The organism is Nitrospirota bacterium (genome assembly GCA_040754395.1).
GTDB lineage: Bacteria > Nitrospirota > Thermodesulfovibrionia > Thermodesulfovibrionales > SM23-35 > JBFMCL01.
The window spans coordinates 1-23959 of record JBFMCL010000034.1 but is presented as its reverse complement, the minus strand read 5'-3'; the positions used below and the strand labels follow the sequence as shown (position 1 = coordinate 23959).

24 protein-coding genes, 4 tRNA genes and 2 pseudogenes are annotated in these 23959 nt (G+C 48.8%); 15 read left to right on the top strand and 15 right to left on the bottom strand.

Annotated elements, in window-relative coordinates; all coding sequences use genetic code 11:
* The 7 genes from AB1552_13500 to cysS all read right to left on the bottom strand — a co-directional run.
* The coding region (locus AB1552_13500; GenBank protein MEW6054776.1) for a GTP-binding protein at window positions 1-116 on the bottom strand (116 nt) is incomplete at its 3' end.
* Window positions 117-210: 94 nt separating this feature from the next.
* Window positions 211-283 (bottom strand) — tRNA-Thr (locus tag AB1552_13495).
* A 97-nt stretch (window positions 284-380) separates the two neighbouring features.
* A tRNA-Gly gene (locus AB1552_13490) sits at window positions 381-455 on the bottom strand.
* Window positions 456-572: 117 nt separating this feature from the next.
* Window positions 573-657, bottom strand: a tRNA-Tyr gene (locus tag AB1552_13485).
* Window position 658: 1 nt separating this feature from the next.
* A tRNA-Thr gene (locus AB1552_13480) sits at window positions 659-734 on the bottom strand.
* Window positions 735-883: 149 nt separating this feature from the next.
* On the bottom strand, window positions 884-1660 hold the full coding sequence (gene rlmB, locus AB1552_13475) for a 23S rRNA (guanosine(2251)-2'-O)-methyltransferase RlmB (protein MEW6054775.1): 777 nt from the start codon (window positions 1658-1660) through the stop codon (window positions 884-886).
* A complete protein-coding gene (gene cysS, locus AB1552_13470; protein ID MEW6054774.1) occupies window positions 1614-3068 on the bottom strand; it encodes a cysteine--tRNA ligase in 1455 nt (484 codons plus the stop codon). Before cysS ends, rlmB begins: the two co-directional genes overlap by 47 nt.
* Window positions 3069-3074: 6 nt before the next feature.
* Between cysS and AB1552_13465 the strand changes: the two genes are divergently transcribed.
* Together AB1552_13465 and AB1552_13460 are read left to right on the top strand one after the other, a co-directional pair.
* A complete protein-coding gene (locus tag AB1552_13465) occupies window positions 3075-3653 on the top strand; it encodes a HEAT repeat domain-containing protein (GenBank protein MEW6054773.1) in 579 nt (192 codons plus the stop codon).
* Window positions 3654-3778: 125 nt separating this feature from the next.
* Window positions 3779-4090, top strand: coding sequence for an RNA-binding protein (locus tag AB1552_13460; protein ID MEW6054772.1), 312 nt, complete (start codon window positions 3779-3781; stop codon window positions 4088-4090).
* Between the two features lie 30 nt (window positions 4091-4120).
* On the opposite strand, the gene AB1552_13455 is transcribed toward AB1552_13460, so the two are convergent.
* The 5 genes and pseudogenes from AB1552_13455 to radC all read right to left on the bottom strand — a co-directional run bounded on the left by AB1552_13455 (window position 4121) and on the right by radC (window position 8414).
* Complete coding sequence (locus tag AB1552_13455; GenBank protein MEW6054771.1) at window positions 4121-4966, bottom strand: ARMT1-like domain-containing protein; 846 nt, start codon at window positions 4964-4966, stop codon at window positions 4121-4123.
* Window positions 4963-5469: a 5-(carboxyamino)imidazole ribonucleotide mutase gene (purE, locus tag AB1552_13450; GenBank protein MEW6054770.1), complete on the bottom strand. Its 507-nt coding sequence runs from the start codon at window positions 5467-5469 to the stop codon at window positions 4963-4965. The genes AB1552_13455 and purE overlap by 4 nt, the downstream gene beginning before the upstream one ends.
* A gap of 14 nt (window positions 5470-5483) precedes the next feature.
* Entirely contained in the window at window positions 5484-6749 is a 1266-nt protein-coding gene (purD, locus tag AB1552_13445) for a phosphoribosylamine--glycine ligase (GenBank protein MEW6054769.1), read from the bottom strand.
* 160 nt (window positions 6750-6909) lie between these two features.
* Window positions 6910-7491, bottom strand: a pseudogene (gene purH, locus AB1552_13440) (bifunctional phosphoribosylaminoimidazolecarboxamide formyltransferase/IMP cyclohydrolase).
* Between the two features lie 230 nt (window positions 7492-7721).
* On the bottom strand, window positions 7722-8414 hold the full coding sequence (radC, locus tag AB1552_13435; GenBank protein ID MEW6054768.1) for a DNA repair protein RadC: 693 nt from the start codon (window positions 8412-8414) through the stop codon (window positions 7722-7724).
* A 258-nt stretch (window positions 8415-8672) separates the two neighbouring features.
* Here radC and gspG point away from each other — a divergent pair, with 258 nt between their 5' ends.
* From gspG to speD, 13 genes and pseudogenes are all read left to right on the top strand, one after another.
* Entirely contained in the window at window positions 8673-9101 is a 429-nt protein-coding gene (gspG, locus tag AB1552_13430) for a type II secretion system major pseudopilin GspG (GenBank protein ID MEW6054767.1), read from the top strand.
* Window positions 9102-9424: 323 nt separating this feature from the next.
* A complete protein-coding gene (locus AB1552_13425; GenBank protein MEW6054766.1) occupies window positions 9425-9961 on the top strand; it encodes a prepilin-type N-terminal cleavage/methylation domain-containing protein in 537 nt (178 codons plus the stop codon).
* 83 nt (window positions 9962-10044) lie between these two features.
* A pseudogene (locus AB1552_13420) lies at window positions 10045-10179 on the top strand (prepilin-type N-terminal cleavage/methylation domain-containing protein).
* Between the two features lie 419 nt (window positions 10180-10598).
* A complete protein-coding gene (locus AB1552_13415; protein ID MEW6054765.1) occupies window positions 10599-12443 on the top strand; it encodes a hypothetical protein in 1845 nt (614 codons plus the stop codon).
* Window positions 12430-13446, top strand: coding sequence for a Gfo/Idh/MocA family oxidoreductase (locus AB1552_13410; GenBank protein ID MEW6054764.1), 1017 nt, complete (start codon window positions 12430-12432; stop codon window positions 13444-13446). Before AB1552_13415 ends, AB1552_13410 begins: the two co-directional genes overlap by 14 nt.
* Window positions 13443-14105, top strand: coding sequence for an acyltransferase (locus AB1552_13405; protein MEW6054763.1), 663 nt, complete (start codon window positions 13443-13445; stop codon window positions 14103-14105). Before AB1552_13410 ends, AB1552_13405 begins: the two co-directional genes overlap by 4 nt.
* The gene (locus AB1552_13400) at window positions 14102-15208 is read left to right on the top strand and encodes a DegT/DnrJ/EryC1/StrS family aminotransferase (GenBank protein MEW6054762.1); all 1107 of its coding nucleotides are present in this window, start codon (window positions 14102-14104) and stop codon (window positions 15206-15208) included. Before AB1552_13405 ends, AB1552_13400 begins: the two co-directional genes overlap by 4 nt.
* A gap of 24 nt (window positions 15209-15232) precedes the next feature.
* Complete coding sequence (locus AB1552_13395; protein ID MEW6054761.1) at window positions 15233-16228, top strand: GDP-mannose 4,6-dehydratase; 996 nt, start codon at window positions 15233-15235, stop codon at window positions 16226-16228.
* Window positions 16229-16233: 5 nt separating this feature from the next.
* Window positions 16234-17367 carry a DegT/DnrJ/EryC1/StrS family aminotransferase gene (locus tag AB1552_13390; GenBank protein ID MEW6054760.1) on the top strand — a complete coding sequence of 378 codons (1134 nt, stop codon included), beginning with the start codon at window positions 16234-16236 and terminating at the stop codon, window positions 17365-17367.
* A 2-nt stretch (window positions 17368-17369) separates the two neighbouring features.
* Window positions 17370-18023, top strand: coding sequence for an acyltransferase (locus tag AB1552_13385; GenBank protein ID MEW6054759.1), 654 nt, complete (start codon window positions 17370-17372; stop codon window positions 18021-18023).
* 6 nt (window positions 18024-18029) lie between these two features.
* Window positions 18030-18962, top strand: a complete 933-nt coding sequence (locus AB1552_13380) for a glycosyltransferase family 2 protein (protein MEW6054758.1) — start codon at window positions 18030-18032, stop codon at window positions 18960-18962.
* Window positions 18963-18986: 24 nt separating this feature from the next.
* Window positions 18987-19415 (top strand): prepilin-type N-terminal cleavage/methylation domain-containing protein, encoded by a 429-nt coding sequence (locus AB1552_13375; protein MEW6054757.1) that lies wholly within the window; start codon window positions 18987-18989, stop codon window positions 19413-19415.
* Between the two features lie 128 nt (window positions 19416-19543).
* Entirely contained in the window at window positions 19544-19972 is a 429-nt protein-coding gene (gene speD, locus AB1552_13370; protein MEW6054756.1) for an adenosylmethionine decarboxylase, read from the top strand.
* Between the two features lie 14 nt (window positions 19973-19986).
* Here speD and AB1552_13365 read toward each other — a convergent pair whose 3' ends face one another.
* The 3 genes from AB1552_13365 to AB1552_13355 all read right to left on the bottom strand — a co-directional run bounded on the left by AB1552_13365 (window position 19987) and on the right by AB1552_13355 (window position 23626).
* The gene (locus AB1552_13365) at window positions 19987-21204 is read right to left on the bottom strand and encodes a phosphoglycerate kinase (protein ID MEW6054755.1); all 1218 of its coding nucleotides are present in this window, start codon (window positions 21202-21204) and stop codon (window positions 19987-19989) included.
* Between the two features lie 20 nt (window positions 21205-21224).
* Window positions 21225-22229, bottom strand: a complete 1005-nt coding sequence (gap, locus tag AB1552_13360) for a type I glyceraldehyde-3-phosphate dehydrogenase (protein MEW6054754.1) — start codon at window positions 22227-22229, stop codon at window positions 21225-21227.
* A gap of 155 nt (window positions 22230-22384) precedes the next feature.
* Complete coding sequence (locus AB1552_13355) at window positions 22385-23626, bottom strand: DUF1015 domain-containing protein (GenBank protein MEW6054753.1); 1242 nt, start codon at window positions 23624-23626, stop codon at window positions 22385-22387.
* Between the last annotated feature and the right edge of the window lie 333 nt (window positions 23627-23959).

The following is a 23959-nucleotide window of genomic DNA, read 5'->3' as shown; positions in this document are numbered from 1 at the left end:
TTCATCGCCAGTACCTTCGTGATCGCCGATGTCAATGTCGTCTTCCCGTGGTCTACGTGCCCTATCGTCCCTATGTTCGCATGAGGCTTTACCCTCTCAAACTTAGCCTTTGCCATTTTTCCTCCTCTTTTATCTCTGCGAGTTTTTAGTTTTCAGTTATTTCTGTAAATGACCAACTGACAACCAACAACTACACCTTAATTTTTCATAAGCCCATGACCGGGATTGAACCGGTGACCTCATCCTTACCAAGGATGTGCTCTGCCGACTGAGCTACATGGGCATCTTGGCTCAGAGCAATCAGCCAAGAGCCGGGAACTGCTGCTCATATCGAAACATAATCCGTCTCTATGCTCTTTGCTCATCGCTCGTATCTTCGTTGGAGCGGGAAACGGGATTCGAACCCGCGACCCTCAGCTTGGAAGGCTGACGCTCTACCACTGAGCTACTCCCGCACTTCTCAACTCAACGGGCAAATGGCCTGACGTGCCAATTCCTTGTTCGCCTGCCGGACAACTCTTTACCTGCAACTCCGGACCCTTCACTTTAGACCATGCCTTGTATAGTTTATATGGTGGAGAGGGGAGGATTCGAACCTCCGAAGGCTTCGCCGGCAGATTTACAGTCTGCTCCCTTTGGCCACTCGGGTACCTCTCCATGGAGCCACCGAAGGGAATCGAACCCCCGACCCGCTGATTACAAATCAGCTGCTCTGCCAGCTGAGCTACGGTGGCTTCAACGCATCCCGTCATCAACATAAGGGCAGAAAAAGACAATACTAACCCCTTTTTATTAGAATCTCAATTTAACTATTTTTGTTATAAAAAGGTCAATGGCAATAATTCAATAATATTTTCAATTATTTTTATTTATCTGCATTTTTCTAGTTTTTTTTCATTCTTTGCCGCAATATCTCAAAAAAAAGTATACCGGCAGCAACCGAGACGTTAAGCGAGTTTATCCGTCCCTTCATCGGGATACCGACGAGGAAGTCGCACATGCTGCTGACCGTCTTTCGTATCCCTTTTCCTTCCGAGCCGATAACAAGAGCGAGCGGCACGGTGAAGTCAATGTCCCACAGCAGGGTCTCTGCTCCTGCGTCTGTCCCGACAATAGTGATGTCCTGTTCTTTCATTGCGTGGAGCGCATGTTTGATATTGACGACCCGGGAAACAGGAACATACTCAACTGCTCCTGCCGAGACCTTCGAGACTCCCGCGCCGAGACTCACAGTGCGGTGTTCCTGAGTCACGACGCCATGAACGCCGGAAGCGTCTGCAGCCCTCAATATCGCACCGAGATTCCGCGGGTCTTCGATGCAGTCCAGTACCAGGAACAGCGGTATCTCCTTGTGTCGCAATGGTAGAACAAGGAGCTCATCCAGAGGAACAAATCCCTTAATAGCAACTTCTGCTGCAACCCCCTGATGTCCCTTTCTGAATGTTCGATCGAAAAATACCGGATCAGAGAAGCTGACCGGGATGTTTCTTGTCCCCGCTTCCTGCAGCAATTCAGATACCTTTTCGTGCCTTCCTGAAGACACGACGACGGACTTGACATGTCTTCCGGCTCTCAACGCCTCCATGACAGGATTGAAGCCGTATATCCACTCGTTATCCGACTTTGACCTTCCAGTCAGTCCTGTCTTTCTTGTCTTCAAGGATAATGCCTTTTTCTTCAAGTTCTTTTCGTATGGTATCCGCGGATTGCCAGTCTTTATTCAACCTCGCCTCCTGACGGGCCCTGATTTTTTCAAGGATATCTTCTTCTGAAATTCCGATCAAACGGACCTTCATTAAAGACAGGTACCAGTCATTGGGTGTTCTGTGAAAGAGATTCAGGACATTTCCGGCTTCCAGGATAAGCTCTTTTGCCAGTATTACGACCTCTCTGTCCCTGGTGCTACGGGGTTTGCTGTCAAGAAACCTGTTAACCTCGCGAATAACCTCATAAATGTGTCCGAGCGTTAGGGCTGTATTGAAGTCATCGTCCATGGCTTCGTGAAACTTGCCTTTAAATGAAGAGAGGACATCCTTCAGCGTTTTTCCTCCCGGCGAATCATCATCCTGCCCCCCTGGACTGCTTGCGAAATCATTCATCCGTGTAACCGTTGTATAATATCTGTCAAGGGAACTTTCTGCTTCGCGCAACTGTTCATGGGAAAACTCTATCGGGCTCCGATAATGTGTTGAGAGCAGAAAGAACCTGACAACTTCCGGATCGAATTTCTGAAGGACCTCTCTGATTGTAAAAAAGTTGCCAAGCGACTTCGACATCTTCTCCTTATCGATGGTAATAAATCCGTTATGCACCCAGTATGACGCAAAAGCCTTTCCGGTGTAAGCTTCAGATTGGGCGATCTCATTTTCATGATGGGGAAAAAGCAGATCAGCGCCGCCCCCGTGGATATCAAAACTTTCCCCAAGATGCTTAATCGACATGGCAGAGCATTCAATATGCCAGCCCGGTCTTCCCAGCCCCCAGGGACTTTCCCAGAAAGGTTCCCCTTCCTTTGACTTTTTCCAGAGGACGAAATCCATCGGGTTTCTCTTCCTTTCATCAATATCAACTCTCGCCCCGGCCATCATTTCCTCTGTATCCCTTTTCGACAACTTCCCGTACTCAGGGAATGTATCCACGGCAAAATATACGCTGCCGTCAGATTCGTATGCATGCCCTTTGTCAATGAGTCCCCGTACAATATCTATTATTTCCCTGATGTGTTCTGTCGCTTTCGGCTCTATGTCAGCTCTTCCGACCCCGAGCATGTCCATGTCCTCATAGTATGCATCGGTATATGTTCTTGCCACCTCATCCCAGGGGATGCCTGCCTCATGTGCCCTGGTGATAATCTTGTCATCGATATCCGTGAAATTCCGGACATAGGTGACGTTCAAACCCTTATATGTCAGGTATCGCCTGATGACATCGAAGATAATCGCGCTTCGCGCATGACCGATGTGACAATAGTCATACACAGTTACCCCGCAGGCGTAGATCGTGACCCTGCCGGGGACCAAAGGGGTGAAAATCTCCTTTTTTCCGGTGAATGTGTTATATATCTTCATGGGTTTATGCTGATCGGAATTCCTGTACAGAGATTATACAACAACTGCGGGCATGGTTCAGAGAGAAAAGTTCTTGCTGAAGAAATACTGGGAATGCGTTGCCGGAGAACATCCCTCAGACTCCATGCCTGCAACTGCAAAGGAATCTTTGTGGTAATATATCCACTGATGGAACGAACTGATCCCGAAATGTTTGATCTGAAAAAAATGATCGCAGATTATATGGAAGGCGGCCTGCTTGACAACATCGTTGATATGTACAAACATGATGCCGGATTATATCAATATGTCGGGGATCTTATGACTGATGAAAGAATGAGGGTAAGGATCGGCGCAACAGCTCTTATGGAAATTCTCGGGAAGGAGGATCCTGAAAACATTTCACAGGCAGTTCCATTTATTCTTCCTCTTTTGAAGGACGAAAATCCCGTTACAAGGGGAGATGCGGCCTATACTCTCGGACTGATCGGCAACAGGGAGGCAATTTCTTTTCTTCATGAACTGACAAATGACGAAAATGCTGATGTGCGTGCAATTGCAGCAGAAGCGATTCAGGAAATCAACGGGAATCTTCAGGCCCGATAGCACAGGCTGCCCCACGTTTTTCTTTCTTGACAAAATGCCCTGTCTTCCTACATAGTTAGTCTACATTTTTTATGGCTCATATCGGATTCGAAGGTCACATGTCGATATCCTAAAAAGGAGGCAGGATGAGTAAGAGGCTTTATGTCGGCAATATCTCCTTCAAAACAACTGAAGATGAGGTAAGGGATCTGTTTTCCCAGGCGGGTGAAGTTGTTTCTGTCAAGCTGATCAAAGATGCAGCAACCGGCAGACTGAGAGGATTCGGCTTTGTGGAGATGTCCACGAACGAAGAAGCACAGAAGGCGGTAACTCAGCTGAACGGCACCATGTTCATGGACAGAAATATTGTGGTAAACGAGGCAAAACCGCAGGAGAGAAGGGAGAAAGGCCGCCCGAGAGCGCGTGGTGGTTTTGATATCCGGGGGGGACGAAGATAATCTCTTAGACACCTTGTCCTGCCTGACATGTCAGGATTTTCTGAGCAGCATTGAGCCAGTTGGAAGCCCCAGTTCTCTAGAGAGCACATCGCATTTGGATTGGAACAGAAAAAATATGTTTTTTCCGGTCCCAAGGAGTGTCTCAAAGTTTCCCTGTCCTTTGCTGATAATCAGCCGGGCTTGCCTGAACATATCCTGAAAATCGGGTGTTGTCATCTCAAGGATTGTGCCGACTGCATCGGAGCCGTTATCGGTTACTTCGCAGATTCCCGTGAGGCCCGATTGCTCTGCGTCAGTCCGTGTTGCATCATTTATCACCGGTGAGCCTTTCACGACTACCCTGACTTTCTTGCCGTGCTGCATGAGGGTTTCGGCCAGAATCCTGTCAAACACGATCTCGCCCGCATTGTCCGCGAGGTAGAGGATTTCTTCCGTTTCTGCAATGGCATCTCTGAACGCAGTGTAGTCATCGACCGCTATCCGGCTGTTCAGCGCCCTGCGGACAGTCCCTTCGATATCCACCGAAGTGAAGATCCCGAAGTCTATGACATTGCCGGCAATCGCAAGCCTGGCACCTGTCCAGAGAGGATCCTGACTCTTTTCGACCTCGGCTTTCAGGGAAGGATACATTCCGAGAGAGATCCGGTTATACTCGGCTTTGATATCCCCGAAAGGATCTCTGCCAAGCAGTTGCCGAATCTTCCGGTGAATGAATGTAGTGGTATATGCGGGTGGTCGGGCAGTATCTGCCTGACGGAGGGTATCCATAATGCTCAGGAGAATGTCTTTCTGCAATGATTCATCAGCAGTGCCCAGCCTGAGCGCAATCAGTGACTGACGCAAAAAACAGGGAAAGCAGTCGAGGTGAACCCTCATCTCCGCGAGCTTCGGTTTTTCAGTGTTGTGGCTTTTTTCTCAACATCCTCAGCCATCTGCTTCTTGTGTTCTCTTAATTTTTTTGCAGTATCAGCATTCTTCCGGGCAATAATCTGGGCTGAGAGAATCGCGGCATTTTTTGCCCCGGCTTTGCCTATTGCCATTGTTGCAACAGGTATGCCGGGCGGCATCTGAACGGTCGAGAGAAGTGAGTCCATACCCTTGAGGGAAGAGGCGTCTATGGGGACGCCGATGACCGGGAGAATTGTGTGGGCTGCAAGCACCCCTGCGAGGTGGGCTGCCATGCCTGCTCCGGCAATAATAACGTCGACCCCCTTCTTCTCGGCACCGGAAGCGATTCGTATGGCGCGTTCAGGTGTTCTGTGGGCAGAGGCAACAGTTATTTCGTAGGAAATGTGAAACATCTTGAGGATTTCCTCTGCACCCTCCATGACAGGAAGATCAGAGTCGCTTCCCATAACAATCAGTACCTGCGGTTTCATATCTGCTCCTTTGGTTATGTGTTTGTACTATGATCGCCGATGTCGTTTCTGTACATCATCCCTTCAAAACTGATTCGTTCTGTCGCGCGGTAAGCCTTGCTCCTTGCCTCATGCAAATCAATTCCAAGGGCGGTTATGCAGACTGCCCTTCCCCCCGCAGTGACAAGTTCAGCATCGAGAAACGAGGTGTTCTCATGAAACGTGAAGATGCTGTCTTCAGGAAACGGTAACGCGAGGCCCTTCAGCACGCTGCCCTCTTGAAGTCCGGATGCCGAGTACATGGCAACGCACACCGAAGAACCCTGTTCCCACTCCAATGCCATATCAGACAGTTGTTCCTCGAGAACAGCCATGGTGAGTTTTATCAAATCCGTTCTGATCCTTGGCAAGATGGTAGGTGCCTCCAAATCCCCGAAACAGAAATGCAAATCCAGCACTTTCGGCCCGTTTTTGTCTATGAGGAGGTCTGTAGAAAAAACCCCCCTGTAGTTGATCCCCTCAGAGGCAAATGCCTTCAGCAGAGGTCTCGTAATTATGCCCATGATCAGCGATTCGCTCTCTTTTGTGAAAAAAGGCGCCGGACTGCATGCACCCACCACCATCATCTCAGACTTCATAAAGTTTTCAGCTCTTTCCTGGAAGTAAATCTGCAGGCTTGTGAGCGGAATGACGGTTCTGCCATCAGTTAATGCAGTGAACGACAGTCTTTTGCCCTTCAGGTACTCCTCAACAATAACCTGCCTGCCTGCATCGCTGAAAATCCTGTCTTTCATAATCCGTTTGAGAATGTCCTCTGCAGCGTCTGTTGAATACGCAATAAATGCCCCATTTCCCCCGGAATATCCTGCGGGTTTTATCACTATAGGCGTTCCTTTTAAACGAATGTAATCCTGTGCATGAAGGTATGAGGAGAAGACCCTGTACTCCGGGGTCGGAATACGATGGAGACGCAGAAGGTCTTTTACGAAAACCCTGCTGGACCGCAGGGGAAGAGAGTTCCTGTCAGGGCCAAGAATTCTGCAGCCCTCCCGTTCCAGTGCATTGACAATGCCGGGAGGAAGCAAATGCTCGGACCCCACAATGGTGAGGTCTATCCATTCATATTTCACAAAATCAATGATCGCACTGAGGTCATTCGGACTGATATCAATGCATTCGGCCAATTCAGCTATCCCCGCGTTGCCGGGACAGCAGAAAATCCTGTTCACATGTTTGCTCATGGACAGTTTCAGAACAATTGCATGCTCTTTGCTGCCCCCGCCTATTACAAGTACTTTCAGAAAGACCTCTTCAGGGAATATATTTTTGCGAATCCCGATTATTCCCGTTGAAAAATCGGGAAATTTTATCAGTGCTGTCCCTCTTCACGGGGGAAGGTGTTTCGTGGGATTTGCTCTCCCCACAATATCATTCCTGCCCTTATTTCTCTTCTTGTGCCTTTGTAAGATACCCGGCAATGAGTGAGTCATAACGGGACGTATGTGTGAATACCTTTGTTGCGAGTTCAAGTCTGGTCCTGTAACTGAGATCCCCGTGCAGCTCCTGCATTTCACTGAGCACCCTTGCATAATCAGCGGGGTCCACGATAACCGCGACATCATGAAAGTTTTTGGATGCTGATCGCAGCATTGCGGGACCGCCAATATCAATATTTTCAATCGCCTCCGCAAAGGTGACGCCGGGCTTGGAAATCGTCTCTTCAAAAGGATAAAGATTCACTACGACCATATCGATGGTATCTATCCCGTGAGTTCTGATTTCTGCCATGTCTTTCGGGTTGTCCCGCCGCGAAAGCAATCCGCCGTGTATCTTCGGGTGCAGGGTTTTTACCCTCCCATCAAGCATCTCAGGGGATCCCGTGTGTTCAGAAACATCCCTTACCGGTATGCCTGCATCCCGCAGAGTCTTTGCGGTTCCGCCTGTTGAGAGTATCTCGATGCCCTGCGCATGGAGGTCTTTTGCAAATTCCACGACACCCTTTTTATTGGAGACACTCATCAGCGCTCTTTGTATCCTGGCCATAATTCCTCCTCATGATATCACTATTTGCGAAATAGGTTTTCAAATCATAAGTTTATTATCGTGCATTGCGTAATAAATAATAACTCATGTTATTTCCACAAGGGAAGCACACCCACCCATCAGGGAAGAATTCCCGACGTCCGCCAATATGCAGGATGGACAGATTGACAGCATATGCAGGGATGACCCAGGCACACATCTTTATGCTTTGTAAAGAAATCGGGTATCGGTTATGTTTCCCGGATATATCCTTTTTCTCTCATGCTGGTAAATGTATCGTCTCCGATAATAATATGGTCAAGGACCTTAATGCCGATTATCTTCCCGGCCTCGGCAAGCTGTGAGGTAATAAGGATATCCTCACGGCTTGGTACCGGGTCACCGCTCGGGTGATTATGCACAAATATCACAGCGGCGGCTGATTCCTTTATTGCGTCCCTGAACGCTTCCCGGGGATGTATCAATGAATTGGTCAGGGTTCCTTCTGACACACGGCAATCCCTGATTATCCTGTTTTTCGCATCCAGAAGTGCGCAATGAAAAACCTCTTTGCTGAGATTCTTCATGCGCTGCAGGTAATACAGATAGACATCATGGCCTGATGAGAAGACAGGGCCTCTTTCATATGGTTGCCCGCACAGTCGTCTTCCCAGTTCGAAGGCAGCCTTCAGTTGTGCGACTTTCGCATTTCCCATGCCTTTGAATGGCCGGAATTCGCCGGATGAGGCAGATTCGATATGCCTCAGTCCGCCGAACGCCTGCAACATTTCTATCGCAAGGTCAAGCGCGCTCCTGCCCCCACCACCGGTACGGAGGATTATCGCGAGGAGTTGCGCATCCGAAAGGTGCTGGGCTCCGTATTGCAAGAGCCTTTCGCGCGGTCTTTCGCCTTCAGGCCAGTTTTTTATGCTCTGATATCCCATCGGTCGGGAGATTTTAGCATCTCCGATAATTATTGGCAAATAATCAACATGGAGACTCAGCGGATGCTTTTGCAGTCCTTCATGGCATGCGATGTTTCTTTTCGGTTAGAATATTCAATGCAGCACAAAACATATATCCTTAATTTAAGGAAAACAGCGGCGGGATGATTTCATTATAGATAAGGGTGCTGTTTTTCCGTTCGGCAGCTTGACAAAAAAGCAGCATGAGATAAACTTACATGTATTAATGGAGGAACAATGCAGATAAGAAGAGAGATGTTGCACAATCAGAAGGGGTTCACCCTCGTCGAACTCATTGTAGTCATGGTTATCCTTGGCATGCTCGCAGCACTGGTTTTCCCCAAACTGATTCCCAAAGTCGGTAAGGGAAAACAGCATGCGGCAAAGACACAGATAGAACTCCTCGGACAGGCGCTGGACCAGTTCAGGCTGGATACAGGAAGATACCCAACTACGTCGGAAGGGATGAATGCCCTTCTGTCAGACCCCGGCTTGCCGGGCTGGGACGGGCCATATCTTAAAAAGGGAGTCCCCAATGATCCGTGGGGAAGGCCTTATCACTATGAAGCACCGGGCACGCACGGAGACTATGACCTTCTCTCCTACGGGGTTGATGGCGCTCCGGGCGGAGAGGGTGAAAATAAGGATATCACCAGCTGGGAATAAAGGGGGCTATTATTACCTTGTTGATGACATATTTTGTCAATCAAATGCCGGCAAAAAAATGTCACCCTGCACAGTAAGGGTTTTTTTGAAGATTACGATCACTTGCAAGTTCCTGATTCGATTCATTTTATTGCCTATCTCTTTTGACTCCTGATGTTTTCAGCCCTGCTCTCAGGGATTGGCATGCTGATTGCTTACTTCACCTCATATAGAAAATTCAAAGGAGGTGATACATCGGAGAGGCGAGATTTTTTTCCATAGATTGTCGCAGGGTGGTCATGGGACATGACCAGGGTATTTAATTTTATTAAGAGGAGGTTACTATGTTTCAGACAATTCAGAAAATGAAAACAAGAGACGAAAGAGGCTTTACCCTCATCGAACTCCTGATCGTCGTGGCGATCATCGGCATTCTTGCTGCGATCGCAATCCCCGGGTATCTGGGTATGCAGGAGAGAGGAAGAAAAGGTGCGGTCACAAGAGCTGCTTCAGCAATAGAACCCGAGCTCCAGGCATGGCTGAACTCAGCATTGAAGGGTGTTGCCGGCACTCAGGCAGCAATAATCGAAGTTGACTCAACCGGAGACGGGCAGATCGATGCTGCGGATGCTACGAACAGCCAGATGGGCGCGTGGCTGAATGGCGGTGCCCTTGATGAGGCATTCGTGAATGCACGGCTGAGCCAGTACGCAGAAAAATCTCCATGGAATCCCGCACAAAACCTGTTTACAACGGGCGCTGTCAATACCTCTGTGCTGAATCAGATCAGTGTTACTATGTCGAGCAACCCTCCTTTTCTCCAGGTCATCGCATCGGATAAAATGGGAGTTTTGCATAACAAGACTGTTTATTCTGACTAACCAATATCAAATAGTCCGAGGCCCGGCAATGCCGGGCCTCTTTTTTTGATGAATAAGTTTTGGACAGATATTTCACTAAAATAATGACACATATACTCCTTCATAATAGTGGCTTGCGGCAGATTCTGCAAAAAACCCAAAGAGGTTTTTCGCTCATCGAATTGCTGGTTGTGGTGGCGATTATCGGCATTCTTGCCGCGATCGCAATCCCCGGGTATCTCGGCATGCAGGAGAGGGGGAGAAAGGGAACTGTTATCCGGGTTGCAACAGCAATAGAGCCCGAACTCCAGGCCTGGCTTCATTCCGCCATTAAGGGTGTTTCCGGGTTGCAGGCAGGTATAATAGATGTCGACTCGACCGGAGACGGTCTGATCACTGCTGCGGATGCAACGAACAGCCAGATGGGCGCGTGGCTGAATGCCGGCAACCTTGATGAGGCGTTTGTGAATGCGCGGCAGAGCCAGTACGCAGAAAGATCTCCATGGAATCCCGCACAAAACCTATTTACGTCAGGCAATCTCAATACCTCTGTGCTGAATCAGATCAGTATTACTATGTCGAGCAACCCTCCTCTTCTCCAGATTATCGCATCGGACAGACAGGGGGTGCTTCACAATAAAACTGTCTATTCCGACTGATGTTCAAGTCGGATACCTCAGACGGGAATAAAATACGCTCTCTTATCATAAGTGCTGCATTTATTATTCTCCTGAGCACTCTTTTCTATATCTTTCTTTCGATAAACCTCTTTGATTCAGATTTCTGGTGGCATGTAGCCACCGGGAGATACATCGTCGAAAACGGCGCTATCCCTGACACAGATCCCTTTTCCTTCACTGCCAACAGGGAAGAAAATCGCAACCTTATGCCCGAGCGGGAACAATTCCTGTTGAAACAGTACTGGCTCGGACAGATCATTTTTTATCTGATATTCGACTTCTTCGGTCCGAAAGGCATTATCATTTTCAGGGCATCAGTGCTGTTTATGGTGCTTCTTCTCGTGCTCTGGAGACTGACCCGAATGCAGGTCAGTTTCTATATCATCTTTGTGTTCATCTCTTTTGTATATCTGGACTTAGCCCGTTTTACCGGGGAACGGCCGGTATTGTTTACTATTCTCTTTACCGTCCTGACCTTTATCGTTCTTGAAGAATTCAGGGAGCACAAGACAAGGCTGATAGTGCTGCTCGTACCGCTGATGCTGCTCTGGGCAAACCTCCACGGCGGGTTTATCATGGGCGTGGTTATTATCGGTATCTATATGATTTTCGAGGGGCTGAAAAGTATCCTCAAGAAAACGGACTACACTAATAAAGAACTGTCGCTGTTTTATATCGCGACGATATTGGCTCTGGCAGCTTCGTATCTGAACCCCACGGGATGGGAGGCATTTCCGATCGCCCTTTCGCCGAAGTATAAGTTCCTTGAGACAGGCATACAGGAGTATCAGTCTCCGTTCATGCTTTATCTCAATAAGCTTTCACATATAGATTACGGATATCTTACGTTAATGGTGTTGTTTCCCGTTATGCTTTTACTTCGAAACAAAAGATTTGATATTACACGTGGCATACTCCTGGCCGGCCTTTTCATCATGGCCGCAAAAACTGGACGGTATTCGATCTACTACGTCGCCATTGCCGCAATTGTGCTCGGGAAGGAAACCGACATGCTTGTCAAGCAATTGTTCTCACAAATATCCGGGGCAAGCTTTGCAAAAATACGCACTGCGTTCGCTGTGCTTGCGTTATGTTCATCCCTTGTCTTTTTTATTGGCGTTTATAAATTTCTGTGGTTGCAGATGGATGTTGCCAGAGGATCGTTTGTTCCTGAAGGCGCAGTCGATTTCGTCGAAGAAAACCGTCTCGAGGGAAACATGCTCAACAGCGCCTCATTTGGTGGATATATCACCTGGAGATTGTATCCCTGGAAAAAAACGTTTGTGGATACCCGCTGGCTGAATTATACCGTACAGCAGGAATATGCCTGGATTGCAGGTGCTTTGGAATCACTTTCGGGAGGGGAACTGACCGAAGGAAAAAAGCCCCTCTGGAAGAAATTGCTGGACAACTACGACATTAATTTTGTGCTGATCGATACGCTTGACGTGTACGGGAATGTCCCGAAACTTCTTTTGGTGCTGACAGAGGACAATGCATGGGCACCTGTGTATGCCGAGCCGATGGCCTTTGTTTTTGTGAGGAATATTCCGGAAAATAATACTATAATAGAAAAATTTCGGCTACAGAAAGACCATGTGTATAATACGATAATTATGGTTGCTGCACAGATGGCGATTTACAAGCAGTCTAACCCGAAATATCTCATTACCCTTGGGAAAACGTTCTACAGCATGGGACGGCTGCAGGATGCCCTCACTGCGTATGAATACGCATTGCAGCGACTCCCGAAAGAACAATACGCCCGTGATATGATCGCCCGGATAAAATCTGAACTGAAAAATAAAAATGAAAAACATTAAGGTCGGGGTAATCGGGTGCGGATACTGGGGCCCCAATCTTATCAGGAATTTTAATGAAAATTATCATACCGAACTGAGATACGCCTGCGATCTGGAGGATGAACGTCTCGAGAGAATAGCCCTGAGATATCCTGCCGTCACTCCTACGAAAAACTACAGGGATCTGCTCAGGGACAAGGAAGTCCAGGTGATTGCGATCGCCACGCCGGTACATACCCATTACAATCTTGCGCGGGAAGCCCTTGAGGCCGGCAAGCACGTCCTGATTGAAAAGCCCTTAACGCCGAGTGTGAAAGAGGCGGAAAAGCTTGTTGCCCTCTCGAAGAAGAAAAATCTCATCCTGTTTACCGATCATACGTTTATTTATACAGGAGCGGTGAAAAAGATGAAGGAGTTCATGTCTTCGGGAGAGATCGGGGACGTCTATTATTTTGATTCGGTTCGGGTGAATCTTGGCCTTTTCCAGCAGGATATCAATGTGATCTGGGATCTTGCGCCCCACGATATTTCAATCATGGATCACCTGATTCCGGAGCAACCAAAGAGTGTCGTTGCTGTCGGAAGCAGTCACGCCGGCAGCGGTCTCGAGGACATCGCCTATGTGACAGTCAGGTTTGCAGGTGACCTCATCGCGCATTTTCACCTGAACTGGCTGTCTCCCGTAAAAATCAGAAAGATTATCGTCGGCGGAAGCAGGAAAATGATCGTGTTCGACGATCTTGATCCGGCAGAGAAAATAAAGATTTATGACAAGGGGATAATTCTTGCGCATGCGGATAAAAAACAGCTATATCAGAATATAATCCAGTACAGGATCGGTGATATGTATGCGCCCAAAATAGACCATACCGAAGCACTGAAGGGTATGGTGGATCATCTTGCCCATTGCATTACGAATAACCTGAACCCTATTACTGACGGAGAATCCGGGTTAAGGGTGGTGAGGATACTTGAAGCAGCAGACAAATCGATCAGGAAAGGCGGGAGCAAAGTCCTTTTATGAACAATATCATCTACCAGAACGTAGTTATTGGAGATGACGCTTGCATCGACCCTCCTTCGGTTATCGGAAAACCGCCACGCGGCGCCGCTGCGGGTGAACGTTCTCTCCGCATCGGCGGCAGATGTCATATCAGGCCGTTCAGCACGATATATGCCGGGTCAGAAATCGGCGAGGGCTTCCAGACAGGACAGGGGGTTTCGATACGGGAGGACAATATCATAGGCAATAACGTGAGCATTGGCACCAATACCGTGCTTGAGTTCGGCAACAGGATTGGTGACAGCAGCCGTATTCACAGCAACTGTTTCCTCGAAATGGTCACCATAGGCAGGTTTGTTTTTGTCGGACCCCATGTCGTGTTTACCGATGACCCTCACCCGATGTTATGTCCAAAATACAGGGAATGCAAGGGAGGGCCGACAGTGGACGATTTTGCGCGAATCGGCGCGAATTCGACCATTCTGCCGGGAGTCAGAATCGGGCGCAACAGTCTTGTAGGGGCCGGGTCTGTCGTCACGAGGGATGTCCCTGAAAACAGCGTGGTTGCAGGCAACCCTGCGAAAGTCATCAAAATGGTTGATGATCTGGTGTGCCCGCCAGGGTTCTTTGAAAGACCGTATGACTGGTTTCCCTACCGCGAAGAGGCAGGGCAGCAATGAAAACAATACCATTCGTTGATTTGAAGGCAGGGTTCCTGCCTCTTAAAGATGAAATAATGAAGGCTGTTGAGGACGTCCTGAACGGGATGAACCTCTATATCGGACCGAACTGCCAGGAGCTTGAGAGAGAATTTGCCGATTTCTGCGGCACACGGTATGCGATCGGCGTTGGCTCAGGAACGGACGCAATACAGTTTGCACTTCTGGCCTGCGGGGTGAAGAGCGGGGATGAGGTCATCACCTCTCCGCATACTTTTTTTGCCACCGCGGAGGCAATCGCGGTTCTTGGCGCGACTCCCGTGTTTGCCGACATCGACCCTCTGACATTTACCATTGACGCCGGAGCAATAACGAAAAAAATAACCGGCAGTACCAGAGCGATCGTTCCGGTACACATGTACGGACAGATATCGGACATGGAACAGATTGCAGAGATAGCAAAGAAATACGGGATACCCGTCATCGAGGATGCGTGTCAGGCACACGGTGCACTTTTTCATGGGGTGAAAGCCGGAGCACTGGGTGATGCAGGATGCTTCAGTTTTTATTTCACGAAGAACCTTGGCGGTTACGGTGAGGGCGGAATGGTGACGACGAATGACAGCCGGATAGCGGAGACAGTGGCGCTTTACCGCAACCACGGACATAAGGCAAAATTCGCGCATGCGGTGTTCGGCTACAACGGAAGGCTGGATGAAATTCAGGCAGCGATATTGAGGGTGAAGCTTAAGCATCTGGATACATATAACGACAGAAGGCGGGAAATCGCGTCAGGCTATAATGCGCTGCTGCAGAATACCCCCTTGGAACTTCCCTCCGAGGCTCCAGGCAGAACGCACGTATATCATCTCTACGTGGTAAGAAGCAAGAAGAGGGACGCACTGCAGGACTTTCTCCAGAAGCACGGGATAGGCACCGGGATACACTATAAAACCCCGGTACACCTGCAGGAAGCAGCAGCCGGACTGGGATACCGCAGGGGCGATTTCCCCGAGGTAGAATCCGCATGTGACGAGATACTGTCCCTCCCGATATATCCGGAACTTGAGAAGGAAAGTTTGGAGTATATCGCGGAAAAGATCGAGGAGTTCTGTTCTTTGTAATTATGTTAACCTGAGGTCTTGCACATGGAAATCAAAAACAGAAGAGTGCTGGTAACCGGCGGCGCAGGCTTCATAGGCAGCCATCTCGTGGACGCGCTTGCCCCGGGCAATCATGTAGTGGTCATAGATGATTTCTCATCCGGAACAAGAGAAAATGTTGCGCATCATGAAGGCAGCCCCAACGTCGAGATAATGGAAGGAGATGTGAGGGATCAGAGCCTTCTCCTGTCGCTGACCAGAGATATTGATGTGGTGTACCACCTTGCGGTGCAGTGCCTGAGAGTATCGATAAAGAATCCTGAGATCAATCACGAGGTGAATGTTACCGGCACCCTGAACCTTTTGAAGGCAAGCCTTGAGAATTCGGTAAAAAGGTTTGTGTATATCTCCTCATCAGAAATTTACGGCACTGCGCTCCATGTGCCGATGAGCGAGTCGCATCCCTGCGAGCCGATAACCGTGTACGGCGCGAGCAAGCTTGCGGGGGAACTCTATACCCTTGCGTATCACAAAACATACGGCCTTGAAGCCATGGTCGTGAGACCTTTCAATACCTACGGCCCGAGAGAGCACCTGCAGGGCGTGTACGGAGAAGTCATCCCGAGATTCGTGCTCAGAATCCTGAACAATATGCCGCCGGTCATTTTTGGCGACGGCACGCAGACCAGGGATTTTACCTATGTCTCTGACACCGTGAATGGCATCATTATGGCCTCTGCATGCAATGGGCTTATCGGTCAGGCGGTGAATATTGCAAGGGGGCAGGAGGTAAGCATTACGCAACTGGCTGAAATTATTGCGAAGGCACTCGGCAGGACGGATATCAGGCCTGTCTATGAACAGAACCGTCCCGGCGATGTCAAAAGGCATTATGCGGATATTTCAAAAGCGGGGAAATTAATCGGTTTCAGCCCGGCCATTGACATTGAAAAGGGCATCAGTCTCTACATCGACTGGTTCAATGCCCAGAATTTCGATGTCTCCGGTCTTATCAGGCAGGAGACCATTTTCAACTGGTAAAAGGAATGCTTCATATACCGATAGCCAAGCCGTATCTGGGAGATGAAGAGAAGAGACATGTCTCGGAGGTTATCGACAGCGGCTGGGTTTCCCAGGGGCCAAAAGTCGCCGAGTTCGAGGAAAGGTTTGCCGAATACATAGGCTGCCGGTTTGCGGTAGCCACCACGTCCTGTACGACCGCCCTCCATGCTGCGCTTGCGGTATCCGGTATCGGCCCCGGAGATGAAGTGATCGTGCCGTCCCTCTCTTTTATTGCCACTGCCAATTCCGTGCGCTACTGCGGCGCAACGCCTGTGTTTGTTGATATAGATCCCGGGACCTGCAATATCGATGTCGCAAAAGCCGGAGAGGCGATTACGAAAAAAACCAGAGCGATCATGCCTGTCCACCAAATGGGGCTTCCGGCTGACCTGGAGCCGTTGATGAGAATCGCGGAGCACAATGATATCACGATTATCGAAGATGCGGCCTGTGCAATAGGCTCGGAATACAGGGGGAAGAAAATAGGCGGGAACGGCAACACCGCGTGTTTCAGCTTTCATCCGAGAAAGATCATTACTACCGGAGAAGGAGGAATGATAACCACGGATGATTCTGATACTGCTGCGCGGCTCAGAAGGTTCAGGCACCACGGAATGTCCGTATCAGACATCGAAAGACATCTGGCGAACAGAATTATTATTGAAACCTATCCTGAAATAGGATATAACTACAGAATGACAGACATGCAGGCGGCAATGGGCATTGAGCAGATGAAAAAACTTCCTTTTATTCTGGAATCAAGGAAACGGCTTGCTGCGGTCTATGATGATGCACTTGGCAGTATTGCTCACATAAGAGTTCCCGAAGTGCCTCCCTATGCAAACCACAATTACCAGTCCTACTGGATAGCACTGCTGGATTCAGCGCCTCTTGAAAGAAACGTGTTCATGGAAAAACTGCATGAAAAGGGGATAGCGACCAGAAGGGGAATTATGGCGATTCATACAGAGGCAAGTTACAGGGATTATGCGGGAACTCCGCTTCCCCATACGGAAAGGATAACCGGAAGCACGGTTCTTCTGCCTCTTTATCCGTCCCTCAGCACGGAGGAACAGGCATATATTATCGATTCAATAAAAAGGCTGATGGTGAAGTAAAAATGGAGAGAGTGGTAAAGGCATATTTCGGTTCGAAAGAAATCAGGGAGGATGCCCCCTTCGAATCCGGATTTGCCGAACATCTCATGAATCACCTGACATTTGATGAGCGCCTTGCACTGTACGAGCGGTTCAAGCCAGGGGAAACACATTTTGATGCAATCATGAGAAGGATGCTTCTGAAGAGTCTTGTCAGGCGCTTCGGAAATGACGTCACAGTTTCCTCATTTGTTTCATTCGCTCACCCTGAGACAATTGAGATCGGGGAAGGAGTCTTTTTCGGGCAGTACAGCTTTGTGCAGGGGCGTCATGACGGTTACTGCAGAATTGGCAGCAAGGTATGGATAGGTCCGTACAGTTATTTTGATGCAAGGGCACTCGACATAGAAGACTGTGTCGGGATCGGTCCCGGTACCAGAATTCTCGGTTCAAAGCATACAGGCAGGCCGGAAGACGTTCCGATCATACAGACTGATCTGGTTATCAAGCCGGTAAGGATATGCCATGGCAGTGATATCGGAATGAATGCGGTCATATTGCCCGGGGTTACGGTCGGAGAGGGTGCAATTGTGGGCGCAGGCGCAGTGGTGACCAAGGATGTCGATCCCCGTACCATTGTTGCCGGTGTCCCGGCCCAGTTTCTGAAAAAACGGTAGCGACCTATGGCGCTGATATCGATCACTATCCCCAGTTATAATGAGGAGGAAAATCTTCCCGCCTTATATGAAAGACTGAAACAGGTCGCACACGCTTCCGCGCACGAGTTTGAGTTCATCTTTGTCGATGACGGCTCTTCCGACGGCTCCATGGGGGTCCTGCAACACCTTTCTGAAATGGACAGCAGGATCAGGGTTATCAGCTTCTCAAGAAATTTCGGCAGTCATGCCGCATGCCTCGCAGGGCTCGAAAAGGCACAGGGAGACGCGTGTACTTTTCTGTCTGCGGATCTTCAGGACCCCCCTGAGATTATCGAGACGCTCATCAGCGAATGGAAAAAAGGCAATGAGGTGGTGATCGGCATCAGGGAATGGGAAAAGGAGTCTGCCAGGTTTTTCCCTGCCCTTTACTACCGAATGGTAAGGCGGTTTGCGCTCAGGAATATGCCGGAAGGCGGCACAGATGTATTTCTCATCGACAGAAAGGTTGTGGATGCAGTGGTTTCGATTAAGGAGAAGAATACCTCCATATTCGGACTTATCCTGTGGAGCGGGTTCAGGCAGGCATTGGTCAGATACAAAAAAGGGGTGAGGCAGAAAGGCATTTCCAAATGGACTCTCGGGAAAAAAATAAAGCTTTTTATCGACACCTTTGTCTCTTTTTCGTATTTTCCCCTCAGGCTGATATCCTTTCTGGGGATATTTATGGCGATCCTGGGGTTCATATATGCGTGCTTTATCATATTTCAGAGACTGTTTTTCTCTGTTCCTGTCGAAGGGTGGGCTTCACTGATGGTTGTGCTCCTGGTGGTTTCAGGAGTCCAGCTGCTCATGCTGGGGATACTCGGCGAATATATTTGGAGAAATTTCGATGAAGCGAGAAAAAGGCCTGCATTTATCATCGATAAAATGCTGGGATTTGACCATGACACGAAATGATGTATCATTTCAAAGGAGGTTGTGATGGATAAAAGAGGCGTTACCCTTATCGAACTTATCATCGTCGTTGCCATAATCGGGATACTCGCGATAATTGCGGTTCCCGCCTATCTGGGGCAACAGACGAGAGCGGCAAGGACAGAGGCGTTTACCAACCTTCAGAACCTGAGATTGCTTGAAGAGCAATTTTTTGCGGAGAACGGCGCATATACGGCAACAGCGGCTGACGTCGCCGCTATTCGTCTGTTGTTGCCGGCCTTCAGGCCCGGAACAGGGCGCAACTTCAACTATTCTATAACGCAGAATTTCCAGATAACCAATCCAAATGCAAATCCGCCAACGACTGCCGCTGCCGCCAATCCCTGTTTTGTGGCAACAGCAACGGGAATTGCCGGTACACGGGTTGCGGGCGATGTTTTTGCGATAGACTGCAACAATATCAGAAACTTCTGAAAAACTTTGTCTGGAGATTCTGATTCTGAAAAATTTTCTGAAAAATTTTCTTGACAAGTTGCCGGTATTTTCTGTATCTTTTTAGTCTTATAGTGCAAAAATTCTGAAGTTTGAAGGGGGGTAGAGAATTGTATGCTTTAGGGACCCATTTATTAATAGAATTGCGGGAGTGCAACCCCGAAATTCTGAAAAGCCTTGAGAAGGTCAGAAGCGCATTGGTTTCCGCAGCACAAGAGGCCAAGGCAACCATCATAGACATTTCCTTCCACGAATTTAATCCCTTTGGTATCAGCGGTGTCGTAGTAATTGCAGAATCGCATCTTACGATTCATACATGGCCTGAGTACGGTTATGCTGCTATCGATATCTTTACCTGCGGGGATATCATTAAGCCGGAAGTTGCAGCCTCCTATCTCATCAGACAGTTTGAGTGCAGGAATCCGTCGATTGTTGAGATGAAACGGGGGATCCTTTCTCATGAAAACGAGAAACTACCCCATAAGGTTACTGCTGAAACTGCCGGTGACACCAAGCTGTATCACTCGATAACCCGTTAGACAGGGGCAGACTGTCAGCTTTTTCTGTTCGACAGCGCAGCGATACCGGGCAGTTCCTTGCCTTCGAGCAGCTGGAGAGAAGCTCCACCGCCTGTTGAGATGAATGATATGACATCAGAAACCCCGGCTCTGTGCACTGCAAGGTCGGTGTCACCGCCGCCGACAATTGTCAGCGCATATGCTTCGGCAACCGCATGGGCGATTTCCAGGGTGCCCCGTGAGAAGGCATCTTCCTCGAACATGCCCATCGGGCCGTTCCATAGTACGGTTTTTGCGTCCTGAAGCGCGATAGAAAAAAGCTTCACAGATGCGGGGCCGATATCAAGCGCTTTCCATCCCCTGGGTATTTCCAGGGTTGGCACAATCTTTATCACCGCACCGGGGTCGGTGCTCTGTGCAATGATGCAGTCTACCGGAAGATAGAATTTAATCCCGGTATCTTTCAGTTTTCTTCGTATCCTCTGGGCTGTCTCAAGCATGTCCTCTTCGACCAGGGAGTCTCCGATCTCGTACCCCATGGCCTTAATGAAGGTGTATGCCATTCCTCCGCCGACAATGACCTTGTCGACCTTTCCGACGAGGTGTTCCAGAACCCCGATTTTTCCGGATACCTTAGCCCCGCCCAGAATTGCCACAAAGGGCTTTACAGGGTTTTCGATCGCTCCCTTCAGGTATTCAATCTCTCTCTTGAGCAGAAACCCGGCTGATGAAGGAAGGTACTTCGTCATCCCGACGATTGACGCATGAGCCCGGTGTGCTGCGCCGAAGGCATCATTGATATAGATATCGGCGAGTTTTGCGAGGGCCCTGGCAAATTTGTCGTCATTTTTTTCTTCTTCCGGATGAAACCTCAGATTTTCAAGAAGCATTACATCACCATTGCGCATTTTCGAGACCATCCCCTCAACCTGATTCCCGATACAGTCGGGGGCGAACACAACTTCCTTGTTAAGGAGCCTCTGGAGACGTTTTGCGATAGGAGCAAGACTGAACTTGGGGTCCACCTTGCCCTTCGGTCTCCCGAGGTGGGACGAAAGTATGACTTTTGCGCCTTCGTCGATGGCATAGTTTATCGTTGGCAGGGTTGACCGTATTCTCCTGTCGTCAGTAATCATCATGTTTGCATCCAGGGGGACATTGAAATCAGCCCTGACAAAGACCCTTTTCCCCTTAATGTCAAGATCCTCAATGGTAAGCTTGTGAAAGATATTTTTCGCAGGAAGCGATTCCATGGTACCCTTTTTTTTCATAATCAGATCCTTTTCATGATATAGATTGCGAGGTCTCTCATGCGGGTACTGTACCCCCACTCATTGTCATACCAGGAGAAGACCTTTACCATCTTTCCTTCCATAACCATTGTGAGGGTTGCGTCTACTATCGATGAATGGGCGTTCCCGTTCAGATCGCTTGAAACAAGGGGCTCTTCGGAGTACTGGAGTATTCCCTTCATCGGCCCTTCTGCAGCTCTTTTCAGGGCGCCGTTTACCTCTTCCACCGTAGTATCTTTTCCCACTTCGGCAACGAGGTCGACGAGTGAAACGTTCGGGGTTGGTACCCTTATTGCCATTCCATTCAGCCTGCCTTTCAGCTCAGGCAATACAATGCCGACAGCTTTCGCTGCTCCTGTTGTGGTGGGAATCATGTTCAGGGCAGCTGCCCTGGCCCTCCTGAGATCCTTGTGGGGCAGGTCGAGGATTCGCTGATCGTTTGTATAGGAATGTATGGTTGTCATTAATCCGCGGACGATGCTGAATTCATTATGAATAACCTTCGCCACAGGGGCAAGACAATTGGTGGTGCATGAAGCGTTTGATATTATCTTGTGCTTTGCAGGGTCCAGTATCTCTTCGTTTACCCCCATGCAGACTGTTGCATCTGGATCTTTTGCAGGCGCTGAGATGATTACCCATTTCGCCCCGGCGTCCAGATGCTTTGCTGCAGAAGCCCTGTCCACAAAACGTCCTGTGGATTCAATGACAACATCTACTCCCAGATCATTCCACGGGAGTTTTTCCGGTTCCGTAACAGCGAACACCTTTATTTCGGTTCCGCCTATCAGAATGCTCCCTTCGGCTGTGGTGATATCTGCATCAAAAATACCGTGGACAGAATCATATTTCAGCAGATGGCCGAGGGTCTTCGCGTCGGTGAGGTCATTGATGGCAACAATATCCAGCCCCTTATTCCCCCAGCTCGTCCTGAGGAAGTTCCTTCCTATTCTTCCGAATCCGTTTATCGCGATACGTAGAGACATAAAACCTCCTGTTCTTTTTTTATAGATTATACCCGAAAAATTTCAAAACCCTAAGATTTCTTTTTGCCCGAAGCATTGCCAGGGATTATGCACAGCCACAGGTTTCCAGAGGGGGAAACGGCAGGGGAAATATCTGTCAACGAAGTGTTTTAGTGCTAAACTTGCCACCTGTTTATGACCAGACCGGTTAAGAGTTTGGGATAGAAATACGTAGACTTCGGCGGCATCCTTACCAGGGACAGCGCAGATTTCTCGACATCCTCGACACGCGTGGGGTTCAGGAAAAATGCGGCACGAAATTCTCCGTTGTTTACTTTCTCGAGAACTTTTTCAATGTTCATCTCATATCCGATGTCAGCGGTTTGCAGCAGCTTTTTCAGCAACAGTTCATGCAGGATTATGACGTCAACGTCTCTCAGTTCATGGGGAGTGTCAGACAGGTTGCCGCCCTTGTACTTCAGGATGTGCCAAACCCGGTTTCCCCCGCGGTACAATCCGAAGACACGCCTTTTTCCTGACAGTACTTCCGCAATATTAAAATTGCCCTGTACAGGCTCGATTTCGAAATACTCTGACAGAAGTTTCTCCATGTCTTCATGGATTTCCTTCAGGAGCCTGTGTGTCGGCAGTATTGATATCCCCTCATCCAGCATGTTGGCAAGAAACATAAGGACATGATCAAAAGATCTTTCCCCTGCAGGGGAACCTTTTTTTGTCATTTCCCTGTAATATTCATATGCTGTCTCATACCGGTGGTGACCGTCGGCGATAAATACCGCCTTGTCTTCCAGCTCTTTTGTTATGGTCTCGATTGTCCCTGCATCATCGATCTGCCAAAGCCGGTGGATATCTCCGGAAATGTCGTTCGACTCTATATACGGGGTGGTCTTTGCCACCTCAGAGAGGATATCCGCGATATTTCGTTCGGAACTCTTGTAAAGAGAGAAGATCGGGCTTGTATTGGCTTCGCAGGCCCTCATGAGGTTCAGGCGGTCCTGTTTCGGTTTCGCGTGTGTGCACTCGTGGGGATAGATATTTCCTTTCCCCAGCTCTTCCAGCTTCACCAGCGCAAGGAGTCCGATCAGGCGTTTTTGTACAGAATGAATCATGTAGGACATCTCGTACGCATAGAAAGAAGGCTTTTCGCTCCGGATGAATACCCCCTCTTTTTCCCATGCATCGAGATATTCCCGCGCTCTTGTGTATTTGTTTTCAGTCTCGGAGTCTTCCGGCTTTTCCTTGCCGAAGTCTATCCTCACAATGTTATAGGGGCTTTGCATGTACAGCGCTTCCCGGTATTCCGGCGTAATGACGTCATACGGGGGAGCCAGGACATCGTCCATGGATACCCTCGCGACATTATAGAGAATTCCTCTAAAAGGTACTATTTTAGCCATTAATTAACATTTGCAGATCTGCAGAAAAGATGCACTATCTTAGCACGTGCAGAATATGAAATTCAAACGTCTATCGATGGTTTTTGGTGTATGTTTTTGATGTGTACCGAGGCATTGACAGAAGGAAGGTTTTTTGATAGTGTCGATGCTAAAACTGTTATCGTGACTCGGAAAGTGAGTGTAACATGAGGCACGGCATTCAGGGGAAGGCGATGCAGCAGAAATTCGTTCTCATTGTAGAAGATGACGAGATGATCATGAATATGATCACCGATGCGCTTTCCAGGGATTACGCAATCCTGAGAGCCTCTTCATGTGCAGAGGCAAGAAATC